Consider the following 25407-nt stretch of genomic DNA (forward strand, 5'->3'; position numbering starts at 1 on the left):
GCCGCGAAGAAGAGGGCGCATCAACCGGAAGGGTTCGGTCACCGGCATTGTGATTTGCCAAGGATCTAACACAGCTTGATATCGGGGTGAAAGGCCTCATGGGTGCCGGAAGCGCGGAAAAAGGGGAAAAGAGGGCTGTCCTGTCGTCTGAAGGGAAGTTCGAGGACCTGCTGACGCCTGAGATGCCGCTTGAACAGCGGGCAGCGGTGGGCAACATGCGCGTTTCGTCTTCTCTGTCAACTGTCGGGATCTGGATGCGGCTCTATCTGATGATAGAGGCGCTAGGCCTGCAGCTGGCGGCAAGCTGGCGGGACGATTGCGCGTGCCGGAATGCCCGCTTTCTTTGGTGCACACTGGCGATGGCGTTTGGTGCCGGGGCCTATTACTCGCTGCCGGATGAGCCCAGTTTCATGATTGTGGTAACTTTGATGCTGGCAAGCGCTCTATGGGGATGGCGGCGGGCCAGAAAGGGGCTGGTGGATTTTGTTCTTCTGCTGGCCATCTCAGCGCTGTCCGGCCTGTCTGTTGCCAGTTATCACGGGCAGTTTGCGGCCACCCCAGTCTTGCAGAGAGAGCTATCCAGCGCGATCACAGGGGTGATTGATCATATCGACTATCGGCAGCGGAACGGTCGCAAAGATGAACGCTGGACACTCCGCGTGGAGACGATTGACCGGATTGGAACCGATCCGTTGCCACAGCGTCTGCTGCTGGTGCGCAAGGCGTTGGGGGAGCGTTTTGCGGTGGGGGAGCGGATCCGGTTATGGGCCAGATTGCAGCCGCTGCAACGGCCTTCCTATCCCGGTGCCTTTGATTATGCCCGCTATCTCTGGGCGCGTTCGATCGGCGGGCAAGGCTATATGGGGCGCAAGATTGAGCGGCTGCCAAAGGCGCAGGATACGGGTGTTGTGGCATGGTGGGATGGGGCGCGGCACGGGATCGAAAGCAAGAGAAGTGCGATCGCCACGCAGATTTTGGAGCGGATAGAAGGGGAGGCCGGAGGCCTTGCCATAGCATTGGCAGTCGGCAAGCGAGACTATCTGGCCAGTGATGTGAAAGAAGCTCTCAGGCAGAGTGGTCTGGCGCATATACTTGCCATTTCAGGGCTGCATATGGCGCTTGTTTCCATGTCGATCTTTTGGGGCGTGCGGGCCCTGTTTGCCTTGGTGCCGCATTTGGCCTTGTCATATCCGATCCGACAATGGGCTGCGGCCATCGCCCTTATTTGTGCTGCAAGCTATCTGGTTCTGTCGGGTGGGTCGGTTGCGACGATCCGGGCTTTTCTGATGATGGCGATTTTTCTGATCGCAATCATATTGGGGCGTCCGGCACTGACCCTGCATAATCTGGCATTGGCCCTGATTGCGGTGATCCTCTTTCAGCCCTATTCAATGGTTGAGGCGGGCATGCAAATGTCCTTTGCTGCCACCGCTGCACTGATCGCCTCCTATGACCGAATACGGGTGATGCGCATTGCTTATCGGGTAAAGCAGGAAGACAGGGGAACGCAATATCACGCGTCCGGCCTGCACTGGATGGCGCTGATACGCACGGCGGTGCGCTGGATCGGCGGAATCGGCGCAACTTCCCTGATTGCGGGTGTCGCTGTGTTGCCCTTTTCCATTGCCCATTTCCAGCAGATGGCTCCCCTGGGCCTGATTGCCAACTTGATGGTGATGCCGATCATCAGTCTGATTGTCATGCCGTTTGGGCTGGTTTCCGTCGCACTGGTGCCCGTTGGGTTGCAGGCGCTGACATTGCCTCTGGTCGGCTGGGGACTGGAGCGGGTGATTGCATCTGCGCGTTGGATTGCCGAGCATACAGATGAACAGCTGTTGGTGGTCAGTGGGCAGGGTATGGTCTTGTGGCTGTTTGTACTGGCGATTGCGGCCTATGCCATCCACCGTGGTGGGCTTGCTTGGCTGGCGCTTGCTCCGATTGGGGCCGCTCTGCTGGTCTGGCATCTGGTCGTGCCTGCCGATCTCTGGATTTCTGGCAATGGCACAAGGGTGGCCTATCGAGGCACAGACCAGAGATGGCATCAGATCGGCTCGAAACGCGTCACGATTGATTTTGCCTCTTTGTTGCATTTTGACGGTGATGCCCGCTTGCTGGCCGCAAACCGAGCAGAAGACGACCCTCATGCCGAAGGCGAACGGAATACTTCAGGGCTACGCGCTGCTGTGCGTGTGACAACACGCCATGAGGAAGAGGGCAAGGTGCCCAAGGCGGGATGTGACCGGCTTGCTTGTTTTGCTGCTGGTCTCCATCGGGCGGATGGTCGTCCGACAGCGCTTTCGATTGGTCTGGTGCGCAAGGCGTCTGCCTTTGACGAAGAGTGTGCCACGCACGACATCATCGTCTCGAAGCTACCTATTCCTGCCGCATGTGCGGGACCTCGCCATCGCATTGGACCGGATGAGTTGGCAGAGGGGGGGGGCCGTTTTGTCTGGTTTGAGCAGATTGCAAGACCTGTCGTGGACAAAAGCGGCAAAAGCTCTGTGTCGAACGCCAAGGATACAGCAGCGAGACGGCCAATAACGACTTATGATGGCACTGCGGCAAGCCATCACTGGGAGCTGCACGAAGTTGCATCCTTCATCGCGGGGCGTCGCCCTTGGCAATGACACATATTTGGCAATGACGCTTACTTGGTCATCGCGCCATAGGTGTCTTGATCAACGGTGGCATTCAGCAACCGCGATATCGAATTAGACACCGTGATGCCCTGCGGGCCTTTGGCCTCCCAAACTGGGCTCGCCAAAGGATTTGGGTGGCCTATTGTGTTGATTGCTTTGAGGCGATCGAACCAGCCGCGATTAGTATTGACGCATTAGGCCAACAAGCTTGCCCTGCACCCGAACACGATCCGGTCCGAATATCCGGGTTTCATAGGCCGGGTTTGCTGCCTCCAGTGCGATGGAGCCGCCTTTCTTGCGCAGGCGCTTCAAGGTTGCCTCTTCATCATCAACAAGTGCGACAACGATATCTCCGGAGACCGCATCGTCGGACTTCTTGATCACGACGGTATCGCCATCAAGAATGCCCGCTTCGATCATGGAATCGCCGCGCACCTCAAGCGCGAAATGCTCGCCACCGCGCAGCATGTCAACAGGCACGGAAATGGTGTGAGACTGATGCTGGATTGCGGAAATGGGAACACCGGCAGCAATGCGGCCCATGACAGGGACAGAGACGCCGCTGCTTTGTTCGTCGGCAACCGGTTTGCTGGCGGGAGGGGTTTTCTTCTTGCCCAAACCGCCCTCTACGACGGAGGGTGAGAAACCACGGGTGGCGGAATGAAGAGTAGGGCTGTTCGCTTCTGGCAGCTTGAGCACTTCGAGTGCGCGAGCGCGGTTGGGCAGGCGGCGGATGAAGCCTCTTTCTTCCAGCGCCGTGATCAGGCGATGAATGCCGGATTTGGAACGCAGATCGAGGGCATCTTTCATTTCGTCGAAGGAAGGAGGAACGCCGGTTTCCTTGATGCGCTCGTTGATGAACATCAGAAGTTCATGCTGTTTTCGCGTAAGCATTGCTGTCTCCTGTCTGAAGCAAAATGCCCGGCTGAGAATCAAGCGAGACATCTGTGGCACAAATCACGAACAAACCATATCTGTTCCCTCTGTGTTCCGCAAGGGGAAATTCTGCATTCGTCGCATGTAACCGCGGTTTCTTGCCTTGCGCTGCTGTTCAAGGTGGGAGGGTGCCAGTCAGGACACAGCCTTTGTGCCTTTGTTGGCGGGATCATTTTCCATAATCCAGTCGGCAACAGCCTTGGCGATTGCGTCATAGACAGACTTGCCGATGGCTTCGCCAATGGCCGTATGAAGGCCGGCAAAGCAAGTGTCGCCGATGGGGGCGGCAATGGCGATGCAATCCGTTCCTGTGCCTGTCGCAAGGCCGGTCGGGATCGCATAGTGCGCGTCGCAAATGGCCGCTGTCCGGGCTTGGGTGGCAATCGAACTGGCTTCGAGCATGGCGGCTTCGGTCAGGCCTTCGCTAAGCAGCACGGCAATGTTGATGGTACCCCAGTCCTTGTCCTGATGATCAACCCGCACGCCGATCCGTTCTGCGTTCGACAAACCGACGGTTGCGACACACAGCGCTGATACCTCGTCCACTTCTGCAGACGCAATCTCATATCGAGTGATGCTGCGTGAGGTGAGCATCGTGACTGCATTGGTGAAACCGTTTTTGTCCTGCTCATGCTGCAGCCATGTGCGCACGTCCAGGTCAACCGGCAGATCATGGTTCTTGACTTCTCGCCACAGGATACGGTCGGCCTCGACAAGGCCGGGGCGGTCGATGGCCCAACTCAACACACGCATGGTGCGGGAAAACTGGATCGTCAGCCAAGGGCAGGCGAGTGTGATGGAAGCAAGGGGAGAGGCTGGATTTGTCACGGGGCGTCAATCATCTATGAAAGGGACGGTCGGCTCGACCGAGAAGCAAGTATGTTTACCCGGATTGCCTTATTTCCCCTTCTTAGATGACTCGATTGCGCCCGTCGATTGGCTCAAAGGTGCTGCCCGGCCTGTCAGCAGCCATTGACGAAGGTCAGGATCGGCCATTGCTTCTGCCTGACGGCCTGTTTCTTGATCCAACCGATGCCATCATTGAGTTTGATGCGACACCAAAGACCGTCAGAAGCGAGACTGCAGAAGGTTGCCTTGACACAACTCTCCGGTTTGAGGACTGCTTTGACCGTGGCATTGTTGCGGGGCTCGCTGCGGACGTTGAGATTGACCAGTGCCTTGATGTCGGCTGTTCCGTCGGTGCCCATCGCTGGGGGGGCGAATTGTCGCGGTTTGGCGCAGGTTTGGCCATAGCCGAGATAGGAACAGCGAATAGCCTTTCTGGAGGCTGTGACCTGTTGTGCCAAAGCTGCCTTTTCCAGAATGAGGGGCATTCCACTTTGCAGGAACCTTCCGGAAATGCGCTGTTGGTTGCCACCTACCGCTGCCAGAGGGAGTTTTTTGTCGTCAACGAAGATCAACTGATTGTTTTTCAGCGTCCAGCCGCGAATGCTTGCCAACTGATTGATGCAGTTTTGCGGCTTGATGGGATAGAGCGCGTCTTGCCCTGTGGCTGAGAAAGACAAAATACACTGCCCTTCGCCATTGACATTCAGCTCAATCGTGTTGCCGGTGCCGTTCTGAATGAGCTCGCCGTTGGTAACCCCCACATTCGCTGCATAGCCGTCGAGCGTTTCTCTCACACCGCCAATATAGGTCGAGCCATTGTTGCCACCAATGATCGTTGCGGTGATGCTGTTGTCATCATCGCCGGTGTTGGTTTGCGTGACGCTGTTCAGGTCGTTGGAGTAACCCGATTGGGTGATGGTCGTGGTGTTGCAGTCGCCGTGCGTTGGGCATTGGCGGTTGAAATTAGGTGTGATGAGTTCAACGCGTTGCCCCCGAAGGATGGGTTGACCGGCGTGTAGGTCAGTTCGGCGGCCCCGACGGGGCCAGTTGCGGCGAGAATGCCGACAAGAACGAAAAGTCTTTTCACTGTTTTTCCCCCGGTCAATGACACTCTGGATGGCAGTCCGCTCTGGAATTGCCTGTCATTGGTCACTTAAGTCTGGCCTGATGAGGCGTAATTCGTATAAGTTGAATTAAATTTTGTATACAACTGAAAGGATTGTTAGTGTACTGGTTGTATCTAGTCAATCTAATAAATTACAGATTGTGGTTAGGGCGTGATTTTCTTGCAACGGTTGACGGTCTGGAGCGCATGAAAAGGCCAAAACTAGCCTACTTGCGGTGGATGACTGCCAGAGTTTGTCTTTTTCTGGCTTGCTGCCTCATTCTGCCTCTATCGAATGGTACAATGCGTGCGTGTGGTGCGATCCGGGGCAATATTTCGCTTGTTCGGAGCGCAAACAGGCAGGGCTGGTTTGACCAGTTGTGAGGATGCCTGATGAGGGGAGCAATATCGAATGTGTATTATCAGTTGCTATAGAGCGTCGCGCTGGATGACACTTGCGTCATTCCTTCTCGGCATGACGATCGTTTCCACCGGAGCAAAGGCGCGTGATCCGGTCGCTGTGCCCGAAGATTTAACCGTGACGGTTGGGACTCAAGGCAGCCAGTTGGCAGGAAATGACAGATTTCTCAAGGGGCCGAGCCTTGTGATGTCTGGCTTTTCGGGCACCAATGAAAGCGGGGACGGCTTTATCAATCTCGAAGGAGCCTCGGTCTCCGTCTTTCCGGTTGATGGTTTGGGGGCGTTTGAAGGCAAAGAAGCCAAACGACCCGCTTATGTCACAATTCCAGCCGGAGCGGTCGGGCAGATTTTCGGTATAGCACTGGATGACGCAGAGGCGCCCAGCCTTTATCTGACGGCGACGTCAGCTTATGGTCTTCCGATCTCCGGTGCGGACCAGAATGGAGACGGGCAGGAAGACAAGCTGCTGACCGGGCGAGCTGATGCCCGTTTTATGGAAGGGCTGTTTGGACCGAACCCGGACAATGCGCCGGGCAGCGTCTGGAAAGTGGATGGCGTGAGCGGAGAAGTCTCGCTGTTTGCCTCGATCAAGCTGGCGGGCAAAGCCAATGCTGGGCCTGCCCTTGGCAATATTGCCTTTGACAAACAGAGCCAGCAACTTTTCGTCTCCGATCTGGAAACGGGGATGATTTTCCGCCTTGATATGGATGGCAATGTGCTCGAGGCCTTTGACCACGGAACCACAGCGCGGTCTCTGGCCGGGCTGCCGAAGGTCTCCCATGAAGGCACGGCGCGTCTTGATATTCGTGATCCCAGCTTTGATGTTGAGGATCCGGAGAGTTGGCACTTCGCCCCTGCAGAACGACGGGTCTGGGGCTTGGCTGCCCATGAGGGGCGGCTCTTTTATGCCGTGGCTGACGGGCCGGAGATCTGGTCGGTTGGTATTGCGCCCGGTGATGGCGGCTTCCTGTTTGATGCCCGCAAAGAACTGATCCTGCCGGACGGAGTTCCTCCGCTTGAGATTACTGATATTGCTTTTGGGCCTGATGGTTCGATGATCCTTGCCCAGCGTGGGGAGCGTGTCGGCTCGTTCGATTTTTCCAAGGTGACCAAGGCGCGGCGGGCTGAGGTGCTGCGCTTCGTCAAAGAGCGTGATGACAGCTGGCGGGCTCAGCCCGAACCCTATGCCATCGGCTTTGCCAGTCAGTATAGCAATGGCACCGGTGGTGTGGCGCTGGGGCCCGACTATGACGCAAACGGCAAGATGGACGCAGATGCCTGCCAGAATGTGCTCTGGAGCAGTGGTGAACGTCTGCGCTTTGCGCCCAATCTGGATGAGCGCCTGAAAGACGGTGGTGCGATGCGGATTGATGGGGTGCAAGCGCAGCCATTCGATTTGTCCCGGCAAGAGAATAGCCCGCCATGGAAGAGCCATTTCATCGATTATGACGGCGCCTATCCCGATCGCAGTGACAGTGGTTTGGTCGGGGATGTGGAAATCTATGGTTGTCAGGGCATCGGATATCAGCCACCAGAAGAGCAGCCCGAACAGAGGGAAGAGGAACCGCCGGTCATCCCGCTGCCCGACCAGCCTGCACCACCTGAGCTGAGCATTCTGAAGCGCAGCATTAGTGATTGTTCACTTGATCGCGCAAACCGCGCCTATCGCTGTGCCTTCTCGATCGCGGTGACCAACCGCGGCGATCGGGCCTATACGGACAGTCTGATGGTCACCGACAGCTTCTCTGGCACCGATGTGATTGATGTACGGGTGTCGCGTGGGCGAGACTGGCATTGTTCTCGGGTGATTGGCGCGTCGGTCCTTTGCCTTACGGATAGAATCCGGATTGAGGCGGGGGAAACCCATCGCCTGACCCTTGATATGCGTCTGGCAGCCCCACCGCGAGATCGCCGGTTTGACAATTGTGCTCTCTTGGGTGTGGGCCAGACACCGGTTCAGCAAGTGACGGCAGCTCAGATGCTGATCGAAGCCAATGGTATCCGCTCCGGTGGGGTGGATGGCCGGATGGGACCGAACACGCGGCGAGGCCTTGAAGAATTGCAGGCTTTGCTGGGAATGGCTGTTACAGGCGACTTGTCACCAGCGTTGTTTGCCAATGCCGGAACGCCGATTGGGGATCGCTCAAGGCAGTCCTGTGTGGATGTACCGCTTCAGGGTGTTCCTCTGCCTCCTCCGCCAGTCGTTGAGCCACCAGAGGTTTTTGATCCACCGATTGTGGTGCCATTGCCGGATTGTAATTTGCGCTCAACCCGGCCGCGGGGCAACCGTTGTTCCTGCCGCTATGATGGCATGCGCAAGATCTCGCCGACCCAATGTGTCTGCCCGCGCGGCAGTCGCCTTGTACCGGGACGAGGGTGCGTAGATCGGCCAAGGCCACAACCGGTTGCTTGTGATCAGGCGACGACCATTCAACGGGGCAAGGCCTGCCTTTGCCGCTATGACAATATGGTGCGCCGGTCGCCGGTGGCTTGTGCCTGCCCGCGTGGAACCAAGTTGCGTCCGGGCCGGGGATGTGTGCGGTTGGATCGACCTCGGCCCCCACGCTGTGATGCCCGTACGACAGTGTTGCGCAACAACCGTTGCGATTGTCGCTATCCCTTCATGGCGAAAACGTCAAACACCGCATGTCGCTGTCTGCCGGGCTTGAAGTTTGTGCCCGGTCGTGGCTGTCAGAAGGTGGTCGTGCCGCAGCCACCGCGCTGTGATGGAACAACGGCCATCAAGCGGGGCGAGAAGTGCGTTTGCCGCTATCCCAATATGCGCAAGACATCGCGGACCTCCTGTGCCTGTAAACCCGGCGCAAGATTCTTGCCGGGACGGGGATGTGTGAGCTTGCGCCCATTGCGCGATCAGATCAATCCACGCAACGTTGTTCCATTGTTGCGGCAATAAGCTTCAAGGACAAGGCTCTGCCTGCTTGGCAGAATCGATAGAGAGGAAAAAGGCTTCCCACTGGCGCATCGTGCCGGGAAGCCTTTTTTCGTGGTGTGGGGGAATAGAATAAAATCTTATCCCGACTGTCTGCTGTAGCACGGCGTTCGATCTTTGCCCGCGTGGGTAAATCGCTTTCGCCTTTCGCATGTCTCTTCATTGTTGCTGCGTGGGAAAGCCATTAAATCTCGTTCAACAATGACAGCAGGGGATACTCAATACCCCTTTTTACCGTATTTGGGCGCCGCTTGTCCGGCTGCCATACCATTGGGAAGAAACAGCATGTTTGTTGTAACGGGCAATAGATTGCTTGACGGCATAGTCGTGTATCTGGCGGCAGCGCATCACTGGGTCGAGGATCTTCAGGGCGCGCGGCTTTATGACACGAGCGATGAGGCTCAGACCGTGCTTGGTGAGCAGAGCGATATGATTGTCAGTCTTGATGTCATCCCGGTAAGCAAACAGGACAATGGCCACGTTGTGGCAGACCGGCTGCGGGAGCGTATCCGGTCGGACGGACCAACCATTCAGCCTTTTGATGCCATTCCTCTCGAGCGCCAATTTTCGACGGCTGCGGACTGAGTGACCATATAGGGCAAGCCGCACTATTGCCGCCTAACGGATTTTCAAGTCAAGGACCAGACCATGTATCGTTATGACGAATTCGATGCCGCCTTTGTAAACCAGCGTGTGGCGCAGTTTCGCAGCCAGGTTGAACGCCGCGTTTCCGGTGAGCTGACCGAAGATGAGTTCAAGCCCTTGCGCCTGATGAATGGCCTGTATCTCCAGCTCCATGCCTATATGCTGCGCGTTGCCATTCCCTATGGCTCACTCGATAGCCGTCAGCTGCATCGCCTGGCCGATGTCGCAACCAAATATGACCGTGGCTATGCGCATTTCACCACCCGACAGAATGTTCAATATAACTGGCCGTCGCTGTCTGATACGCCGGATATCTTACAGGATCTGGCTGAAGTGGACATGCATGCGATCCAGACATCAGGCAACTGTATCCGCAACGTGACGACGGATCACTTTGCCGGTGCGGCCCATGATGAAGTGGCTGACCCACGGGTCTATGCGGAAATTATTCGCCAGTGGTCGAGCCTGCATCCGGAGTTCAGCTTCCTTCCGCGTAAATTCAAGATCGCCATCAATGGAGCCAAACAGGACCGTGCGGCAATCCGTGTTCATGACATTGGCTTGCAGCTGGTGCAATTGGCCGATGGCGGCGTTGGCTTTGACGTCTATGTCGGTGGCGGGCAGGGGCGTACCCCGATGATTGCCAAGCTTGTGGCCGAAGGTGTCGCCGAGCAGGATATCCTGAGCTATCTCGAAGCCGTTCTGCGCGTCTATAATCTCTATGGCCGTCGCGACAACAAATACAAGGCTCGCATCAAGATCCTCGTCCACGAGACGGGTCTGGAGCAGTTGCAGGCCGATATCGAAGCGGAATATGCCCATGTGAAGTCGACCTTCCTCGATATCCCCAAGGAAGAGATTGAGCGGATTGATGCCTATTTCGCCATGCCGAAGCTGCGCGATGCGTCAGCCGGTGCGGCCAAGCTGGCCGAGACGCGGGCGCGGGATGCCGGCTTTTCCCAGTGGGTGAGCCAGAATACTCACGGCCACAAGGTGTCTGACCATGTCAGCGTCACGGTCTCCTTGAAGCCCGTCGGTGGCGTGCCGGGGGATGCGACTGCGGAACAAATGCATTTGGTGGCCGATCTCGCCAGCCAATTTGGCTATGACGAAGTGCGGGTCAGTCACGCCCAGAATCTGGTTCTGCCCCATGTGGCGAAGGAAGATCTCTATGCCATCTATCAGGCGCTGGTGACGGTGGATCTGGCCGAGGCCAATGTCGGGTTGGTGACCGACATCATCGCTTGCCCGGGGCTAGACTATTGCGCTCTGGCCAATGCCCGTTCGATCCCGATCGCACAGGATATTTCCGAGCGTCTTGGTGCCATTGAACGCCAGAAGCAGATTGGCGATCTGAAACTGAATATCTCGGGCTGCATCAATGCCTGTGGTCACCACCATGTGGGCCATATCGGCATTCTTGGTGTCGATCGCAAGGGCGAAGAGCTTTACCAGATCACCCTTGGCGGATCGTCGGACGAGCATACCTCGATTGGTGCCATCCTTGGCCGTGGTTTCCCGGCTGCCGAACTGACTGATGCCATCGAGGCCGTGATTGATACCTATATCGGGCTGCGCCTGTCGGACGACGAGCGTTTCATCGATGCCTATCGTCGGGTCGGACCAAAGCCTTTCAAAGAAGCGCTTTATCCAAGCGACCAGAAAGCAGCGTGAGGGGCTTATGAGTGAGAGCAAACAGTTTCAAGTGCCCGATCAGGCGGGTGTCGACAGCCTGAACGAGGCCTTCGGCTCCGAGGCACCGCAAGCAGTGTTGCGCTGGCTGGCGGGGCATGGCGGCAGAGCGCAAGTGCCTCTGGTTTCTTCCTTTGGTGCGGACTCGGTTGTTCTGTTGCACATGATTGCCGAGATAGATCCGTCCTATCCGGTTCTTTTCATCGATACGGGCAAGCATTTCTATGACACGCTGCATTATCGCGATCAGTTGAAAGAGCATTTCGGACTGACCAACTTGCAGGCGGTAACACCGGACCCGGATGATCTGAAGGAAAAAGACCCAAGAGGGGCGCTTTGGATCACCAGTCAGGATGCCTGCTGTGATCTGCGCAAAACCGTGCCATTGGCCCGTGTGATGAGAAACTATTCAGGCTGGATCACCGGACGGAAACGCTTCCAGACCAATGATCGGGCAGATCTGAATGTGTTCGAGCTTGATGGCGACAAGATGAAAGTCAATCCTCTGGCCTCCTGGGGTCCGAAGGATGTAGCAGCTTATATCAAGGCGCATAGCCTGCCGGGTCATCCACTTGTGCCACGGGGCTATCTGTCGATTGGTTGCGCCCCTTGCACCAGCCCGGTAGAAGACGGCGAAGATGCGCGTGCCGGCCGTTGGAAGGGTTCCGACAAGACCGAGTGCGGATTGCATATCTGATGGTAAGAGGACTGACTATGACTGCGAAAAACAACCAGCACAGAGCGCCTCTTTACAAGGACCGGGCGTTTCATGAAAACAAATGGCAGATGTTGGAAGGCGACCAGTCGCCTGTAGATGTCGATCGTCCCATTCTGACCTTTGCCGAAGCCATTCGGTTGCTTGAGTTGCGGGCCAACCTGCCGCAATGTTTCGGGGTTTGTGTCGAGCCCGGCGATGATGTTGAGGCTCTGGCCCCTTATCTCGATGGCATTGCGCTGATTGCTATCTCCTTTCCGGCCTTTTCCGATGGGCGCGGATTTTCCTCAGCCAGGTTGCTCAAGGAGCGCTATGGCTACAAGGGTGAAATCCGTGCGGTGGGGCATTTTATCCTCGACCAGATGCCGTTTCTTGAGCGTTGTGGCGTCGACAGCTTCCTGATTACCAGTGACAAGGTGAGGGCTGGCCTCGAACGGGGTGAGTGGCCTGAAGTGACCAACTATTACCAGCCGACCGCCCATGAGGGTGACGCGCCAATTGCCAGCCGGACTTGGCTGCGCCAAAGAAGGAGCTGATTTTCCTTCGGCGGCGATAAGGCTAGTTGCACTTTGCCCGCCAAAACGATATCAGGGCACCGGACCTCCATCGCAGTTCTGCGGATGGGCCCTGTGACCAATGGTCGCTTGCCACCTTTGATTGCTTTTGAATATATGAAGCTTTCATGAACTTTTTCACCAGACAATGAGGTCGGGTGATAAAGATCAAGGTTTTTGCGGTCACCTGACCATAGACAGGGCAAAGGCTGTTGTCGTCGTGTTGGAATGAGGTGGGATCATCTTGTTCGAGAGGACGCGCGCTCGCTGACAGTGCTTGCATTTTTAGAACACCCACGGCCAGTAGATGAAGCGCTTGAAGAAAAAGCTGCTGGACTGGTTAGAGAATGACAAGAGGAGTTTGTTATGACGCAACAAGCCGAGGCCGTTGAAGCCCTTGCTGCGAGCAAATCGGTCTTTCCGATTCCGGCCAATGTCTTTGCCGAAACGGTGACCGAAGTCGAACATTATACGGATCGTCTGTTCAAGTTCCGGATTACCCGTCCGGCATCCTTCCGGTTCCGCTCCGGCGAGTTCGTGATGATTGGCCTGCCGAATGCCGAGCGTCCCGTTTTCCGTGCCTATTCCATCGCCAGCCCGTCCTGGGATGAGGAAGTGGAATTCTATTCAATCAAGGTGCCGGATGGCCCGCTGACCGAGCATCTGCAAAAGATCCAGCCCGGCGACACCATCCTGATGCGCAAGAAGCCGACTGGTACGCTGGTCAATGATGCGTTGATTCCGGGTAAGCGTCTTTACATGTTCTCGACCGGCACGGGCATTGCGCCTTTCGCCTCGCTGATGCGCGATCCGGAAACCTATGAGAAATTCGATCAGGTGATCCTGACCCATACCTGCCGCGAGATTGACGAGCTGAAATATGGCGAAGAGCTGTTTGAGCTGTGCAAGAGCGATCCGCTGATCGGTGAGTTTGCGGCTGAGAAGCTGGTTCTCTACAACTCGGTTACCCGCGAGGAGTTTCCCCGTATGGGTCGCATCACCGACCTGATGACATCGGGCAAGCTGTTTGAGGATCTCGGTGTACCGCCGATCAATCCGGAAACCGACCGTGGCATGATTTGCGGCTCGATGGCGATGCTCAATGACACCAAGAAAGTGCTTGAAGATTTTGGTCTGGAGGAAGGCTCCAATGCGCGTCCGGCAACCTTTGTGGTTGAACGCGCTTTCGTCGACTAGATGTCGTGCTGATCGTGATTGAAAAAAGGCTGTCTCATCAATGGGGCAGCCTTTTTTCGTTTCACATGATGATTTTTAAAGCCGGATGATCTGGCAGGATGCGCCTGCGTCCATGGCTGCCGCATGGGGCGGGCGGATCAGCAGGCAATCGGCGCGGGCAAAGCCTGCCAGCATGGCGCTATCCTGACCGGTGAACGGCGTGGCAATCAGGCCACCTTGAGCATTGCGGCTGAGGCTGGCGCGCAGATAACTCTGGCGCTTGTCGTTGGCGGCAACCGGGCCGCCCAAAGCGGCTGTTTCGACCAGCAGCGGATCGGTATCGCCCTGTATCGCGCGCACCAGTGGGCAGATAAACAGGAGTGCGCAGACCATGGCCGAAACCGGATTGCCGGGCAGACCGATCACCTGCATGGCGTCCAGTTTGCCTGCCATCAAGGGTTTGCCCGGCCGCATGGCAATGCGCCAGAAATCAAGCGTCATGCCTGCCTCTGTCAGCGCATCTTGCACCAGATCATGGTCCCCGACAGACGCGCCTCCACTGGTCACCAAGATATCGGCCCCGGCAGCGCGGGCTTCTTCCACCTTGGCTGCGATCGCTGTCTTGTCATCACCGACCAGTCCCAGATCAAGAATGTCGGCTCCAGCCTCGCGGGCCAAAGCTGCGACGCCAAATGTATTGGAGGCGACGATCTGTTCCGGGCGTGGATTTTCCCCCGGCAATATCAGTTCATCACCTGTGGCGAGGATCGCCACCTTGGGACGCATGCGGACTTTGACACTGGGGCGGTTCATGGCTGCAGCAAGTGCCAGATTGCCCGCGGTCAGTCTGGTGCCAGCCCTGATCAACACGTCGCCGCGTTTGAAGTCCATGCCAGCGGGGCGAATATATTGCCCTTCAGTGACCGCTTCCAAAGCCATGACAAAGGCACCATCGCGCTCGGCATTTTCCTGAATAAGGATGGCATTCGCGCCTTCAGGCACCGGGGCGCCGGTGAATATGCGCACCGCTTCCCAATTGTGTAGACTGTCGGGGAAGAGGGTGCCTGCCGGTACTTCGCCGACCACTTGCAGCTTGGTTGGCAGATCCTTGATGTTGGCGGAGCGGACCGCATAGCCATCCATCGCGGAGGCTGCAAAAGGCGGCTGGTCGCGATGGGCTGCGAGATCTTCGGCCAAAATGCGCCCATAGGCTTCCGCCAAGACCACGTCTTGCGTGCCGGGCGTGGGAATGGATGCAAGCAGGCGCTTCTGGGCTTCTTCAACCGGCATCAAGGACATAATGAGCCTCCCAATGATGGTGCTTTCTTATCGCGTATCTGGCTTAGGATGCAGCCTGCCATGGACCGGATTTGCCGCCAGTCTTTTCAAGCAAACGCACCGCGTCGATCACCATACCCTTGTCTGCAGCCTTGGCCATGTCATAAATGGTCAGGCAGGCGATGGAGGCCGCCGTGAGGGCTTCCATTTCGACGCCGGTTTGTCCGGTCAGCTTGGCCATCGCGGTGACGCGAATGCCCGGCAGGTCTTCAATGGTTTCAAACTCCACAGACACTTTGGACAGGGCCAAAGGGTGACAGAGCGGGATCAGCTCATGGGTTCGTTTGGCGGCCATGATGCCGGCGATGCGCGCGGTGGCCAGCACGTCGCCTTTCTTGGCTTGGCCCGAGGTGATCAGGTCAAGGGTCTCGCGCTTCATGCGGATCTGGCCCGAGGCAATGGCAATCCGGCTTGTCGGCACCTTGTCCGAGACATCGACCATATGGGCGGCACCGCTCTCGTCGATATGGGTCAGTTTGGCTTCGCTCATATGGTGATCCTCCCGTCAGTCAAGCTGCCTCAAACCCTAGCGGGCCAGCAAATCGCGGGTCGCTTTGGTCACATCATCCTGACGCATCAGGCTTTCGCCGATCAGGAATGTCTCGATCCGGGCCTTGCTGGCCAGCATGGCGAGATCGTCTGGCGTGAAGAGGCCGCTTTCACCAACCAGCAATTTGTCGTCCGGCACCCGTGGCGCAAGGTCGATTGAGGTTTGCAGGCTGGTCTCAAAGGTCTTGAGATTGCGGTTGTTGATGCCAAGCAGCGGTGAGGTCAGATGCTCCAAAGCGCGGTCCAGCTCTTCGGCGTTGTGGACTTCGATCAACACATCCATGCCCAGTGCAAAGGCGGTTTCTTCCAATGCCTTGGCTTCCTCATTGGTGACAGATGCCATGATGATCAGAATGCAGTCTGCGCCCCATGCGCGGGCCTCATAGACCTGATAGGGTTCATAGAGGAAATCCTTGCGCAGAGCAGGCAGGGAAACCGCATTGCGAGCCGCCACCAGAAAGTCGGGATGGCCCTGAAAGCTGGGCGTATCGGTGAGCACGGACAGACAGGCCGCACCGCCATCTTCATAGGCTTTGGCGAGCTTTGGCGGATCAAAATCGGCCCGGATCAGGCCTTTGGACGGGCTTGCTTTCTTCACCTCGGCAATCAGCGCATAGAGGCCCGCATCAACTTTGGCTTTCAGCGCATTGTAAAAGCCGCGCACCGGGGCCTGACCGGCAATCTGTGCCTTGAGGTCATCAAGCGTTGCCACAGCCTTGGCAGCGGCAATTTCCTCGCGCTTGTAAAGTTCGATCTTCTTGAGAATGTCAGCCATGGAGCGTGTCTCAGCCTGTATCTGTATGACTTTGGGGTCTGGTCGGTTGCGATTGGATCTTCGCAATCAGTCGCGATTGGAGACGTCCACCAGCTTGTTGAGCGCAGCCAGAGCCTTGCCGCTGTCGATGATTTCTGCGGCCAGCTCAATACCGTCGGCATAGCTATCCGTTTTGCCAGCGATCAAGAGACCTGCGGCGGCATTCATCTGGACGATGTCGCGATAAGGGCCCTTTTCGCCTTCGAGCAAGGCCATCAGAGCCTTGGCATTGTCATCGCCGGTGCCACCGCGAATATCCTCGATCGTCGCCCGTTTGATGCCGACATCCTCCGGTGCGATGATGAATTCAGATATGGTGCCGTCTTTCAACTGCGTGATCTTGGTTTCGCCAAGGGTCGAGATTTCATCCAAACCACCCGCACCATAAACCACCCAGATGAAGTCCGAGCCGAGAGCCTTCAGGGTTTCGGCAAAGTGGATCTGCCAATGGGGATCAAAGACACCGATCAGCTGACGCTTGACGCCTGCCGGGTTGGAGAGAGGGCCGAGCAGATTGAATATGGTGCGGACGCCCATTTCAACGCGGGTCGGGCCGACAAACCGCATGGCGGAATGGTGGTTCGGGGCAAACATGAAACCGATGCCTGCTTCCTCAATGCAGCGGGCAACGCCGTCCGGATCCTGAGCGAGATTGACGCCAAGACTGGTCAGCACATCGCCTGAGCCGGACAGAGAGGACAGGGCCTTGTTGCCATGCTTGGCGACTGACACGCCACCACCGGCCATGATCATCGCGGCACAGGTCGAGATGTTGTAGGTCTTGGTGCCGGTGCCACCGGTGCCGACAATGTCCACCGCATCAGCGGGAGCCGTGACACGCGTCATCTTGTTGCGCATCTCGAAGACTGCACCGGTGATTTCGTCGACGGTTTCTCCACGGACGCGCAGAGCCATCAAGAAGGCGCCTATCTGGGACGGGGTGGCCTTGCCACTCATCAAGATGTCAAAGGCCTCTACGGCCTGTTCGCGGCTGAGGCTCTTGCCGTCGGCAACGTGCGCCAGAAAAGGCTTCAATTCATCCATAATGCTCTCCAGAAACGTCCGGTCTGATGCCGTCAATATGATTGCTTTGGTCGGCCTTTTTATAAGAGTGGCCTTTTTGTTGGAGGGGCTGTTCGGGGCACCATGTATGATGTCCCGAACAGATAACCTGTCAATTGGTCGATGAAAGGCACTTCTTAGCGGGCACCATTGACGATCTGCTGCATCATGGCTTCGTTGATGGTGTAACCAATGTCGCGCAGGATGGTTTCGCTTAACTGACCAAGCATATCGTTGCCTGCATTTTCGTTGAGGCGCTGTTTGAGGCCCGCAATCTGCAGGGCATCGGCATCGAAGTCCGGCTCGGTGACCTTGTCGACCACGAGCACATATTGGATCGTGCCTTCAACGGCGCTGGTTTTGTGACCTTCGGGACCATTGAAAGCCTGCTGTACGGCAGGTGTTGGAAGCGCCGCACTGCCTTGACGAGAGACATTGGCGGCTTTCTCAAGGGTTAGCCCTTGTTCGCTCGCAACGTCTTCAAGGCTCTTGCCTGCATTGACCTCTTTGAGAAGATCCGCAGCGCGGGCTGCATTGCGCTCCGCACGTTGGTCCTTCTTCCATGCGGCAATGGCATCGTTGCGGACCTCATCCAGAGTGCGGTCGCGGCTTTCGATCACATCCTTGACCATGAACCAGGCGTAGCCGGAATCCTCGATTTCCACCGGGTCGGCTTCGAAATCGACATCATTGTCAAACACCGATTTCAGCAGATCTGCCTGCGCCGGAAGGTCTGTCACTTTGTCGCCGGACTGCAGATCGCCTGCAACTGAAATGGCGGTAACCATCCGCAACGGCAGCTGCATCTTGTCTGCGACTTCCTTCAGGGTTGCTCCGCCCGCGCGTTCATCTTCAACCTGGTCGAAGACGCTCAGAACATCGTCCTTGGCGCGGGTTGCGGCGATTTCAGCTTTCAACTGATCCTTGATTTCATCAAATGGGGACGCCTGAGAGGCCTCGGTCTTGGCGTTGCGCAGCAACAGATAACCAAAGCGCCCCTTAATGACGTCGGAAACCTGACCTTCTTCCAATGTGTAAAGAGCATCAGCGGCCACTTTTTCGGGGATTTCAGCCTTCGTCAGCAGCCCGAAGTCGATGTCGGCCTCGGTCAGATTGCGCTCGGTCATGATGTCTTCATAGGTGGAGCCATTGGCAATCTTGTCAGAAGCGGCTTTGGCATCTTCTTCCGTGCTGAAGAGGATCTGCTGCATCTGGCGGCGTTCTGGCTGCACAAAACGGTTCTGGACCGTTTCATAATAATGCTTGGCGTCTTCGTCGGTGACCTTGGAAGCGTCCATGATGTCGCCCGGCTCGAGCTTGAGCATTTCGAAGGTGCGATATTCCGGTGCCCGGAAAGCCATCTTCTTTTGCTCGAAATAGCTTGTCAGTTCAGCATCGGATGGATCTTCAATCTCGCTGACAGTGTCTTCGCTCAAGGTCACATAGGAAATGTCGCGGGTCTCAAAGCTGAAAGTGTTGAAAACCTTCAATGCTGCAACGGGCAGGGTGGCTTTCCCTGTCAGTCCGGCGGCCAGTTGGCGGCGGACTTCGAGATTCTGACGATTGACCACATAGCGATCCTCAGTGGTGCCTGCATTGCGCAAAACGAGGTTCATCTGGTTGCGGTCAAATTTGCCAAGCGCCTGAAATGCTGGCTCCTGAGCGATGCTCTTGGCCAGTTCGGTCGGCGAGAGGCCCATATTGAAACGACGGGCCAGATCATTGAGAGAGCCTTCGCCAATCAGGCGTCCAAGCACCTGATTGGGGAGACCAAAGGCCGCTGTCTCAGCGCTGGTCAGACGGCGTCCCAACCGGTTTGACAGCGCGTTGACTTCCAGAATCAGTTCGCTTTGGTAATCGCGGCCATCAATTTCGGTTTCCCCAACCGTCGCAACGGCACCGCGACCAAAATTGGAGAAAATGTCTGCGATGCCCCAGACCGCAAAACTCAGAACCAGAAGGCCCATCAGGATTTTGGCAACAAAACCCGAGGCCATCGAACGCATAGTGTCCATCATGGGATGGTGTGTCCTTCTATCGTGCAGGCGGGTAAAGACCAAACCGTCATGGTTTCATACATTTTTGGCGGCCCGTCTGCCTTTCTTAAATGTTCGCCGGATCATAGAAAGCTCATGTCCAAGCTGCAACCCAATCCGTGCTGAAAAGGTGGCACAAATGGGGACGGTGCGGATTTTGTTCGCAGAAAGATTGGTGATCTGATCCGATCAGGGGGATTTTGTGACCCAATCACGAGAAAAGTAGGGGGAAAACAGCTCTGCATGGCAGCCTTGCCGTGCAAATGCACCTAAAGTTGGAGTATGAGAAGGGCAATCCGGGAGGCGGAGGCATTTTCTTGTGGCGCGTTGGTGCGGCACAGTTCGGTTTTGACTTCTTCTCTCAGACCCAATTTTTGGACCCATCATCAGATTGAAGGATCAGACATATGAGCATCAAACCTCTCGTCGCCGGTAACTGGAAAATGAACGGCCTTAAGGCATCCGCCCCAGAACTCGAGGCGTTGATCGCCGGATTCGACGCTGAGCTTGCTGCCAAAGCTGATACCATGATCTGTCCTCCCTTCACTTTGGTTGCTGCTTTTGCAGAAAAAGCGGCTGACAGCGCGGTTGCCATTGGTGCGCAGGATTGTCACTTCAATGTATCCGGTGCCCATACCGGTGACATTTCTGCCCAAATGCTGGCCGATGCTGGTGCTGATGCCGTGATCGTTGGTCACTCCGAGCGCCGTGCTGATCATGGCGAGACCAATGACGTCGTCAAATCCAAGGCGGAAGCCGTCTGGGCGCAGGATCTGGTTGCCATCATCTGTGTTGGTGAAACCGAAGCTGAGCGCAAGGGTGGAGAAACCCTCGAAGTCGTCGGGTCCCAGCTGGCTGGTTCCATTCCGGCGGGTGCGACCGCAGCCAACACCGTTATTGCTTACGAGCCGGTGTGGGCAATCGGCACCGGTCTGACGCCAACCGCTGAAGATGTGGCTGAAGTGCATGCCTTCATGCGCAAGCAGTTGGTTGAAGCCCTTGGTGAAGACGGGGCATCCATGCGTTTGCTTTATGGTGGTTCGGTCAAGGCTTCCAATGCTGTTGAGCTGATGGGTGTTGACAATGTGAATGGGGCTCTGGTGGGCGGCGCCAGCCTGAAGGCGGCAGACTTCCTTGGCATTTTGGCCGCCTACAAATAGGCCTTGAAAGCGGCTAGGCCCTGATGAGGTAATTTGCCGTTGTACCTTTGAGAAAAGGGAAAAGGGTGTCTCAATGGCACCCTTTGGTCTTGTTTGTTGGTGGCTTTGTTCCCAAATAGGCAAGGGCGCACGGAAAAAACTCAGCTTGGCACTGGTATTGCCGGGAGTCTTGTTGTAGAAGACGCCCAAGAAATATGAACCTTTTGCGTCGGGCCGCAGTTCTTTGTTGGCCCGATTGACTGTTTTAAGAGACGGTTGGACGATGGAATCAGTTGTTATTGTCATTCACTTGCTGATTGTTGCTGCCCTTGTGGTTGTGGTGCTTCTGCAGCGCTCCGAAGGCGGCGCGCTTGGCATCGGCGGCGGCGGTGGCGGCGGCGGTTTTATGACCGGACGTGGCGCAGCAAACCTGCTGACCCGGACCACCGCGATTTTGGCGGCTGGCTTCTTCATTACGTCCTTGGGTCTTGGTATTCTGGCCTCGCAGAAAAGCAGCCCAGCTGACGTGCTGGATAATGTGCCAACCCAGACCGGCACCGAGACGCCTGCGACCCCGGGTCAGGGCGGTATTCTGGACGAGCTGCAACAGTTGACGCCAACCGCACCTGCGGCTCCGGTGGCACCTGCGACCCCGAGCGGTCCACAGGTTCCGACCTCGGAGTAAGGCGGAATTGTCTCGTGCGAGACCAGATTCTGACACTTTTTCAACCGGCCTTTGCCTCGCTGCATGGGCCGGTTTCTGTTGACTGCCTGCCGAAATGTGCGGTTATCCCGATCTGAGATAGGTGGTTTTGAAGTCATGCGCTCGTCATTCCTATTCCTGACACCCCTGTCGGGGTGAGGCGCGCGCGCTCGCTGGGTGGCTGATCGCCTGTCTGTTTCGTTTCTTGTGGGTCTGTTGCCATCAAGGGTGGTGGTTCGGGCACAGGGGTGCCGGAGCGGGCGGCATGGGTCACTTAAATGGTGGAACGAGGCCGATTTGTTTGGCGAATCGACTCAAAGATAAGTACTCTACAGGTCCATGGCGCGATATATTTTCATTACTGGCGGTGTGGTGTCTTCGCTTGGCAAAGGGCTTGCGTCTGCGGCCCTTGCAGCGGCTCTACAGGCGCGTGGCTATTCTTGTCGGCTACGCAAACTTGATCCCTATCTCAATGTCGACCCCGGGACGATGTCCCCTTACCAGCATGGGGAATGCTTCGTCACCGATGATGGTGCCGAGACAGACCTTGATCTGGGGCATTATGAACGGTTTACCGGTCGTCCTTCGAACAAGAAGGACAATATCACGACCGGGCGGATCTATCAGAACATCCTGACCAAGGAACGGCGGGGCGATTATCTGGGCGGTACAGTTCAGGTGATTCCGCATGTGACGGACGAGATCAAAAGTTTCATTCTTGACGGCAACGATGATTATGACTTCGTGCTCTGCGAAATTGGCGGCACGGTGGGCGACATCGAAGCGACGCCATTTTTCGAAGCGATCCGTCAGCTGGGCAACGAGTTGCCGCGCGGTCAGGCCATCTATATTCATCTGACCCTTGTGCCTTATATCCCGAGTGCAGGTGAGTTGAAGACCAAACCGACGCAGCATTCGGTGAAAGAATTGCGGTCGATCGGCATTCAGCCAAACATCCTGATGGTGCGTTGTGATCGTCAGATCCCGGAAGCGGAACGACGCAAGCTGTCACTCTTCTGCAATGTTCGCCCCGAGGCGGTCATTCAGGCGCTGGATGTCAACAATATCTATGAAGTGCCGCTTTCCTATCATGCCGAAGGGCTGGACAAGGAAGTGTTGGCCGCTTTTGGCATTGACGGCGCACCGAAGCCGAATTTTGATCGCTGGCACGAAATTGTCGATCGGTTGAGCAACCCGGAAGGGGAAGTGACCATTGCGGTTGTGGGCAAATATACCTCGCTGCTCGATGCCTACAAGTCTCTGATCGAGGCGCTGACCCATGGGGGCATTGCCAACAAGGTCAAAGTCAAACTCGACTGGATCGAATCCGACATTTTTGAAGGCGACAGCGATCCGACGGTTCGTCTGGAAGGTGTCCATGGCATTCTGGTGCCGGGCGGCTTTGGGGAGCGTGGGGCCGAAGGCAAGATTGCTGCGGTCAAATATGCCCGTGAGAATAAAATCCCATACTTCGGCATCTGCTTCGGCATGCAGATGGCGGTGATTGAAGCGGCGCGCAATCTGGCTGGCATCAAGGATGCCTCTTCGTCCGAATTTGGTGAGGCTGGTAGCCACGTTGTCGGTCTTATGACCGAGTGGACCAAAGGCAATGCGCTGGAAACCCGGCGACAGGATGGTGATCTGGGCGGCACCATGCGTTTGGGGGCCTATGAAGCCCATTTGATCGAAGGGTCGAAAATCGCCAATATCTATGGCGAGACCGTCATTCATGAGCGCCATCGGCATCGCTATGAAGTCAATATCGACTACAAAGAGAAGCTCGAAGCGTGCGGTCTGAAATTTGCCGGTTTGTCACCTGACGGGGTTCTGCCGGAGACGGTCGAGATTCTTGATCATCCATGGTTCGTGGCGGTTCAGTATCATCCAGAGCTGAAATCCCGCCCCTTTGCTCCGCATCCACTGTTTGCTTCCTTCATCGGAGCTGCGGTGGAGCAAAGCCGACTGGTCTGATCGGTCGAGGATTTGGAATTGGATGGCTGACCCGCTGAGCAAAATGGGCCAGCCGTCAACCATGCCGATTTGGACTGGGTCATAGTGAAACTGTCCTGTTGGTTAGCTGGGGGAGTATAGGTTATGTTGCGTGGTGTTGATCATGTTGTCGTGGCGGTTCGGGATCTGGAGGCCGCTTGCGCGCTGTATCGCTCTCTCGGTTTTACCATTACGCCTACGGCCTATCATCCGTTCGGGACCAAAAATGCCCTTGTCCAGCTGGATGGGGCCTTCATTGAGCTTCTGTCTGTGCATGACGAAAGCCTGATGCCTGAAGCGACGGAAGGGGATTTCTCCTTTGCCCGTTTCAACCAGACCTTTCTTGAAGAGCGGGAAGGGGCATCGATGCTGGTCCTGCGATCTGACAATGTGGATCGGGATCTGGCAATCTTTCAGGCGCTCAATCTGGAAACCTATCCGCAGTTTGATTTCGAGCGCCAAGCGGTCCAACCAGATGGATCGACAAAAACGGTCAGCTTCTCCAACGGCTTTTTGCATAATGCCTTGATGGACAATACGGGTTTCTTCATCTGCCATCACAAGCATGAGCCCGAGCATTTCTGGAAACCGGACTATCAGCAGCATGCCAATGGCGCACAGCGTCTTTGCTCGGTCGTGTTCAGCGCAGACAATCCATCCGATCATCATGAGTTTCTGGGTGGTTTTTCCGGTCAGAGGGAAATGCGTTCCACCAGTGCCGGTGTGGTGGTGGATACCGGCCATGGCGTGCTGGAAGTTTTAACACCGCTGGCTGCCAAGACCTTCTATGGGCTCGATTTGCCACTTTCACTGGCTCAGGATGGCGGGATCGCTGCACTGATTATCTGTCTTGATCTGGCGCGCGCCAAAGCGGCGCTCGATGCTGCAAAGATACCCTACTTTGATTATGCCGGACATCTGGTCGTCCAGCCGGATGCCCTGTGTGGCTGTGGCCTGCTGCTGCGGCAGGCTTGACGATGCAAAAACACACAATAGCCCTATTGGGCAGACACAGATGTTGCGGCTTCGGGCCGGCGCCCAGAGCACCCCAACAACCTTCAACGAGATGAGATCATGACTGCACCCAACAAAGTTGTTTCAGCTGGCTCGGTCCAGTTTGGCAATCATCTGCCTTTGTCCGTATTGGCTGGCCCTTGCCAGATGGAAAGTCGCGAGCACGCGCTCGAAATGGCTGCAGCCCTGAAAGAGATTTCCGACAATCTGAATATTGGCATTGTCTACAAATCCTCCTTTGACAAGGCAAACCGGACGAGCCTGAATTCTCAAAGAGGCATCGGTCTTGAGAAGGCTTTGCCGATCTTCGCCGAGATCAAGGAAAAATATGGCCTGCCGGTGGTGACCGACATTCATGAGGCCGATCAGTGCCAGGCGGTTGCCGAAGTCGTTGACATCTTGCAGATCCCGGCCTTTTTGTGCCGTCAGACCGATCTACTGGTTTCTGCGGCCAAAACGGGGGCTGTCATCAATGTTAAGAAAGGTCAGTTTCTTGCACCATGGGATATGCGCAATGTGACTGCCAAAATAGTTGATAGTGGCAATGCCAACGTGATGCTGACAGATCGCGGCACCTCCTTTGGCTACAATACGCTGGTGACTGATATGCGCGGCCTGCCGATTATGGCTGAGACGGGTGCTCCGGTCATTTTTGATGCGACCCATTCGGTGCAGCAGCCGGGCGGACAGGGCAGCACCTCCGGCGGTCAGCGGGAGTTTGTCCCTGTGCTGGCCAGAGCAGCGGTTGCTGTTGGTGTGGCTGGGCTGTTTATTGAAACCCATGAAGATCCGGACAGGGCGCCAAGTGATGGTCCGAACATGGTTCCGATCAAGGAACTTGAAGGTTTGTTGCGCCAGTTGCAGCAATTTGATGCCTTGGCCAAAGCCTAAGGCTATTGAAATCGCGAAAGTCCGAGAAACCCTCATTGCTTTGCGGTGAGGGTTTTTCTTTGTCTTTTTCTGCTGCATTCCGGCATGGGTAAAAGGTGCGGCAGAAGAGCACAGTTACGTATTTGTAATTACCATTTCGGTTGGATGTTTCTATTTAAGGGAAAGAAACATACGCGCAAACACCTACTTGC

21 protein-coding genes are annotated in these 25407 nt (G+C 56.3%); 12 read left to right on the forward strand and 9 right to left on the reverse strand.

Going from position 1 to position 25407, the window contains the following annotated elements; all coding sequences use genetic code 11:
* The first annotated feature begins 98 nt into the window (after positions 1–98).
* Positions 99–2627, forward strand: coding sequence for a ComEC/Rec2 family competence protein (locus FDK21_RS05195; RefSeq protein ID WP_138147703.1), 2529 nt, complete (start codon positions 99–101; stop codon positions 2625–2627).
* A gap of 192 nt (positions 2628–2819) precedes the next feature.
* On the opposite strand, the gene lexA is transcribed toward FDK21_RS05195, so the two are convergent.
* From lexA to FDK21_RS05215, 4 genes are all read right to left on the reverse strand, one after another.
* Positions 2820–3533: a transcriptional repressor LexA gene (gene lexA / locus FDK21_RS05200; protein ID WP_114008841.1), complete on the reverse strand. Its 714-nt coding sequence runs from the start codon at positions 3531–3533 to the stop codon at positions 2820–2822.
* A 177-nt stretch (positions 3534–3710) separates the two neighbouring features.
* A complete protein-coding gene (locus FDK21_RS05205; RefSeq protein WP_246657487.1) occupies positions 3711–4403 on the reverse strand; it encodes an adenosylcobinamide amidohydrolase in 693 nt (230 codons plus the stop codon).
* A 134-nt stretch (positions 4404–4537) separates the two neighbouring features.
* Positions 4538–5218 carry an SH3 domain-containing protein gene (locus FDK21_RS05210; protein WP_138147704.1) on the reverse strand — a complete coding sequence of 227 codons (681 nt, stop codon included), beginning with the start codon at positions 5216–5218 and terminating at the stop codon, positions 4538–4540.
* Between the two features lie 92 nt (positions 5219–5310).
* Positions 5311–5511 (reverse strand): curli assembly protein CsgF, encoded by a 201-nt coding sequence (locus FDK21_RS05215; protein WP_246657488.1) that lies wholly within the window; start codon positions 5509–5511, stop codon positions 5311–5313.
* Positions 5512–5977: 466 nt separating this feature from the next.
* Between FDK21_RS05215 and FDK21_RS05220 the strand changes: the two genes are divergently transcribed.
* The 6 genes from FDK21_RS05220 to FDK21_RS05245 all read left to right on the forward strand — a co-directional run bounded on the left by FDK21_RS05220 (position 5978) and on the right by FDK21_RS05245 (position 13702).
* Positions 5978–8863, forward strand: a complete 2886-nt coding sequence (locus FDK21_RS05220; RefSeq protein WP_171021949.1) for a peptidoglycan-binding domain-containing protein — start codon at positions 5978–5980, stop codon at positions 8861–8863.
* 321 nt (positions 8864–9184) lie between these two features.
* Positions 9185–9484, forward strand: a complete 300-nt coding sequence (locus tag FDK21_RS20575) for a DUF2849 domain-containing protein (protein WP_157967589.1) — start codon at positions 9185–9187, stop codon at positions 9482–9484.
* Between the two features lie 63 nt (positions 9485–9547).
* Positions 9548–11218: a nitrite/sulfite reductase gene (locus FDK21_RS05230; protein ID WP_138147707.1), complete on the forward strand. Its 1671-nt coding sequence runs from the start codon at positions 9548–9550 to the stop codon at positions 11216–11218.
* A gap of 7 nt (positions 11219–11225) precedes the next feature.
* A complete protein-coding gene (locus FDK21_RS05235) occupies positions 11226–11933 on the forward strand; it encodes a phosphoadenylyl-sulfate reductase (protein ID WP_171021950.1) in 708 nt (235 codons plus the stop codon).
* 17 nt (positions 11934–11950) lie between these two features.
* On the forward strand, positions 11951–12487 hold the full coding sequence (locus FDK21_RS05240) for a DUF934 domain-containing protein (protein WP_210238673.1): 537 nt from the start codon (positions 11951–11953) through the stop codon (positions 12485–12487).
* Between the two features lie 384 nt (positions 12488–12871).
* Positions 12872–13702 carry a ferredoxin--NADP reductase gene (locus tag FDK21_RS05245; protein ID WP_114008819.1) on the forward strand — a complete coding sequence of 277 codons (831 nt, stop codon included), beginning with the start codon at positions 12872–12874 and terminating at the stop codon, positions 13700–13702.
* Between the two features lie 75 nt (positions 13703–13777).
* Here the strand turns inward: FDK21_RS05245 and glp are convergent, their stop codons facing one another.
* The 5 genes from glp to FDK21_RS05270 form a co-directional block, all read right to left on the reverse strand.
* A complete protein-coding gene (gene glp / locus FDK21_RS05250) occupies positions 13778–14980 on the reverse strand; it encodes a gephyrin-like molybdotransferase Glp (protein ID WP_138147709.1) in 1203 nt (400 codons plus the stop codon).
* A gap of 43 nt (positions 14981–15023) precedes the next feature.
* Positions 15024–15509: a cyclic pyranopterin monophosphate synthase MoaC gene (moaC, locus tag FDK21_RS05255; protein WP_114008816.1), complete on the reverse strand. Its 486-nt coding sequence runs from the start codon at positions 15507–15509 to the stop codon at positions 15024–15026.
* Between the two features lie 36 nt (positions 15510–15545).
* On the reverse strand, positions 15546–16343 hold the full coding sequence (gene trpC, locus FDK21_RS05260) for an indole-3-glycerol phosphate synthase TrpC (protein WP_114008815.1): 798 nt from the start codon (positions 16341–16343) through the stop codon (positions 15546–15548).
* A gap of 66 nt (positions 16344–16409) precedes the next feature.
* A complete protein-coding gene (gene trpD / locus FDK21_RS05265; RefSeq protein WP_114008814.1) occupies positions 16410–17426 on the reverse strand; it encodes an anthranilate phosphoribosyltransferase in 1017 nt (338 codons plus the stop codon).
* A 155-nt stretch (positions 17427–17581) separates the two neighbouring features.
* Positions 17582–19462 (reverse strand): SurA N-terminal domain-containing protein, encoded by a 1881-nt coding sequence (locus tag FDK21_RS05270; protein ID WP_138147710.1) that lies wholly within the window; start codon positions 19460–19462, stop codon positions 17582–17584.
* 425 nt (positions 19463–19887) lie between these two features.
* Here FDK21_RS05270 and tpiA point away from each other — a divergent pair, with 425 nt between their 5' ends.
* The 5 genes from tpiA (at position 19888) to kdsA (ending at position 25216) form a co-directional block, all read left to right on the forward strand.
* Positions 19888–20640, forward strand: coding sequence for a triose-phosphate isomerase (tpiA, locus tag FDK21_RS05275; RefSeq protein ID WP_138147711.1), 753 nt, complete (start codon positions 19888–19890; stop codon positions 20638–20640).
* Between the two features lie 262 nt (positions 20641–20902).
* Positions 20903–21304 carry a preprotein translocase subunit SecG gene (gene secG, locus FDK21_RS05280; protein WP_138147712.1) on the forward strand — a complete coding sequence of 134 codons (402 nt, stop codon included), beginning with the start codon at positions 20903–20905 and terminating at the stop codon, positions 21302–21304.
* A 357-nt stretch (positions 21305–21661) separates the two neighbouring features.
* On the forward strand, positions 21662–23293 hold the full coding sequence (locus FDK21_RS05285) for a CTP synthase (RefSeq protein WP_114008808.1): 1632 nt from the start codon (positions 21662–21664) through the stop codon (positions 23291–23293).
* Between the two features lie 123 nt (positions 23294–23416).
* Positions 23417–24286, forward strand: coding sequence for a VOC family protein (locus FDK21_RS05290; RefSeq protein ID WP_138147713.1), 870 nt, complete (start codon positions 23417–23419; stop codon positions 24284–24286).
* A 99-nt stretch (positions 24287–24385) separates the two neighbouring features.
* The gene (gene kdsA / locus FDK21_RS05295) at positions 24386–25216 is read left to right on the forward strand and encodes a 3-deoxy-8-phosphooctulonate synthase (protein ID WP_138147714.1); all 831 of its coding nucleotides are present in this window, start codon (positions 24386–24388) and stop codon (positions 25214–25216) included.
* Positions 25217–25407 lie beyond the last annotated feature (191 nt).

Origin of the sequence: Cohaesibacter sp. CAU 1516 (genome assembly GCF_005771485.1) — a bacterium.
In the GTDB taxonomy this organism is placed as follows: Bacteria; Pseudomonadota; Alphaproteobacteria; order Rhizobiales; family Cohaesibacteraceae; genus Cohaesibacter; species Cohaesibacter intestini.

What these genes read in the sequence shown, in the direction of transcription:
- FDK21_RS05285 (WP_114008808.1), top strand. Translation starts at nt 21,662, where the DNA reads ATGGCGCGATATATTTTCATTACTGGCGGTGTGGTGTCTTCGCTTGGC.
- moaC (WP_114008816.1), bottom strand. Translation starts at nt 15,509, where the DNA reads ATGAGCGAAGCCAAACTGACCCATATCGACGAGAGCGGTGCCGCCCAT.
- FDK21_RS05230 (WP_138147707.1), top strand. Translation starts at nt 9,548, where the DNA reads ATGTATCGTTATGACGAATTCGATGCCGCCTTTGTAAACCAGCGTGTG.
- tpiA (WP_138147711.1), top strand. Translation starts at nt 19,888, where the DNA reads ATGAGCATCAAACCTCTCGTCGCCGGTAACTGGAAAATGAACGGCCTT.
- FDK21_RS05220 (WP_171021949.1), top strand. Translation starts at nt 5,978, where the DNA reads ATGACACTTGCGTCATTCCTTCTCGGCATGACGATCGTTTCCACCGGA.
- lexA (WP_114008841.1), bottom strand. Translation starts at nt 3,533, where the DNA reads ATGCTTACGCGAAAACAGCATGAACTTCTGATGTTCATCAACGAGCGC.
- FDK21_RS05270 (WP_138147710.1), bottom strand. Translation starts at nt 19,462, where the DNA reads ATGATGGACACTATGCGTTCGATGGCCTCGGGTTTTGTTGCCAAAATC.
- glp (WP_138147709.1), bottom strand. Translation starts at nt 14,980, where the DNA reads ATGTCCTTGATGCCGGTTGAAGAAGCCCAGAAGCGCCTGCTTGCATCC.
- FDK21_RS05290 (WP_138147713.1), top strand. Translation starts at nt 23,417, where the DNA reads ATGTTGCGTGGTGTTGATCATGTTGTCGTGGCGGTTCGGGATCTGGAG.
- FDK21_RS05245 (WP_114008819.1), top strand. Translation starts at nt 12,872, where the DNA reads ATGACGCAACAAGCCGAGGCCGTTGAAGCCCTTGCTGCGAGCAAATCG.
- FDK21_RS05235 (WP_171021950.1), top strand. Translation starts at nt 11,226, where the DNA reads ATGAGTGAGAGCAAACAGTTTCAAGTGCCCGATCAGGCGGGTGTCGAC.
- trpD (WP_114008814.1), bottom strand. Translation starts at nt 17,426, where the DNA reads ATGGATGAATTGAAGCCTTTTCTGGCGCACGTTGCCGACGGCAAGAGC.
- kdsA (WP_138147714.1), top strand. Translation starts at nt 24,386, where the DNA reads ATGACTGCACCCAACAAAGTTGTTTCAGCTGGCTCGGTCCAGTTTGGC.
- FDK21_RS05195 (WP_138147703.1), top strand. Translation starts at nt 99, where the DNA reads ATGGGTGCCGGAAGCGCGGAAAAAGGGGAAAAGAGGGCTGTCCTGTCG.
- FDK21_RS20575 (WP_157967589.1), top strand. Translation starts at nt 9,185, where the DNA reads ATGTTTGTTGTAACGGGCAATAGATTGCTTGACGGCATAGTCGTGTAT.
- secG (WP_138147712.1), top strand. Translation starts at nt 20,903, where the DNA reads ATGGAATCAGTTGTTATTGTCATTCACTTGCTGATTGTTGCTGCCCTT.
- trpC (WP_114008815.1), bottom strand. Translation starts at nt 16,343, where the DNA reads ATGGCTGACATTCTCAAGAAGATCGAACTTTACAAGCGCGAGGAAATT.
- FDK21_RS05240 (WP_210238673.1), top strand. Translation starts at nt 11,951, where the DNA reads ATGACTGCGAAAAACAACCAGCACAGAGCGCCTCTTTACAAGGACCGG.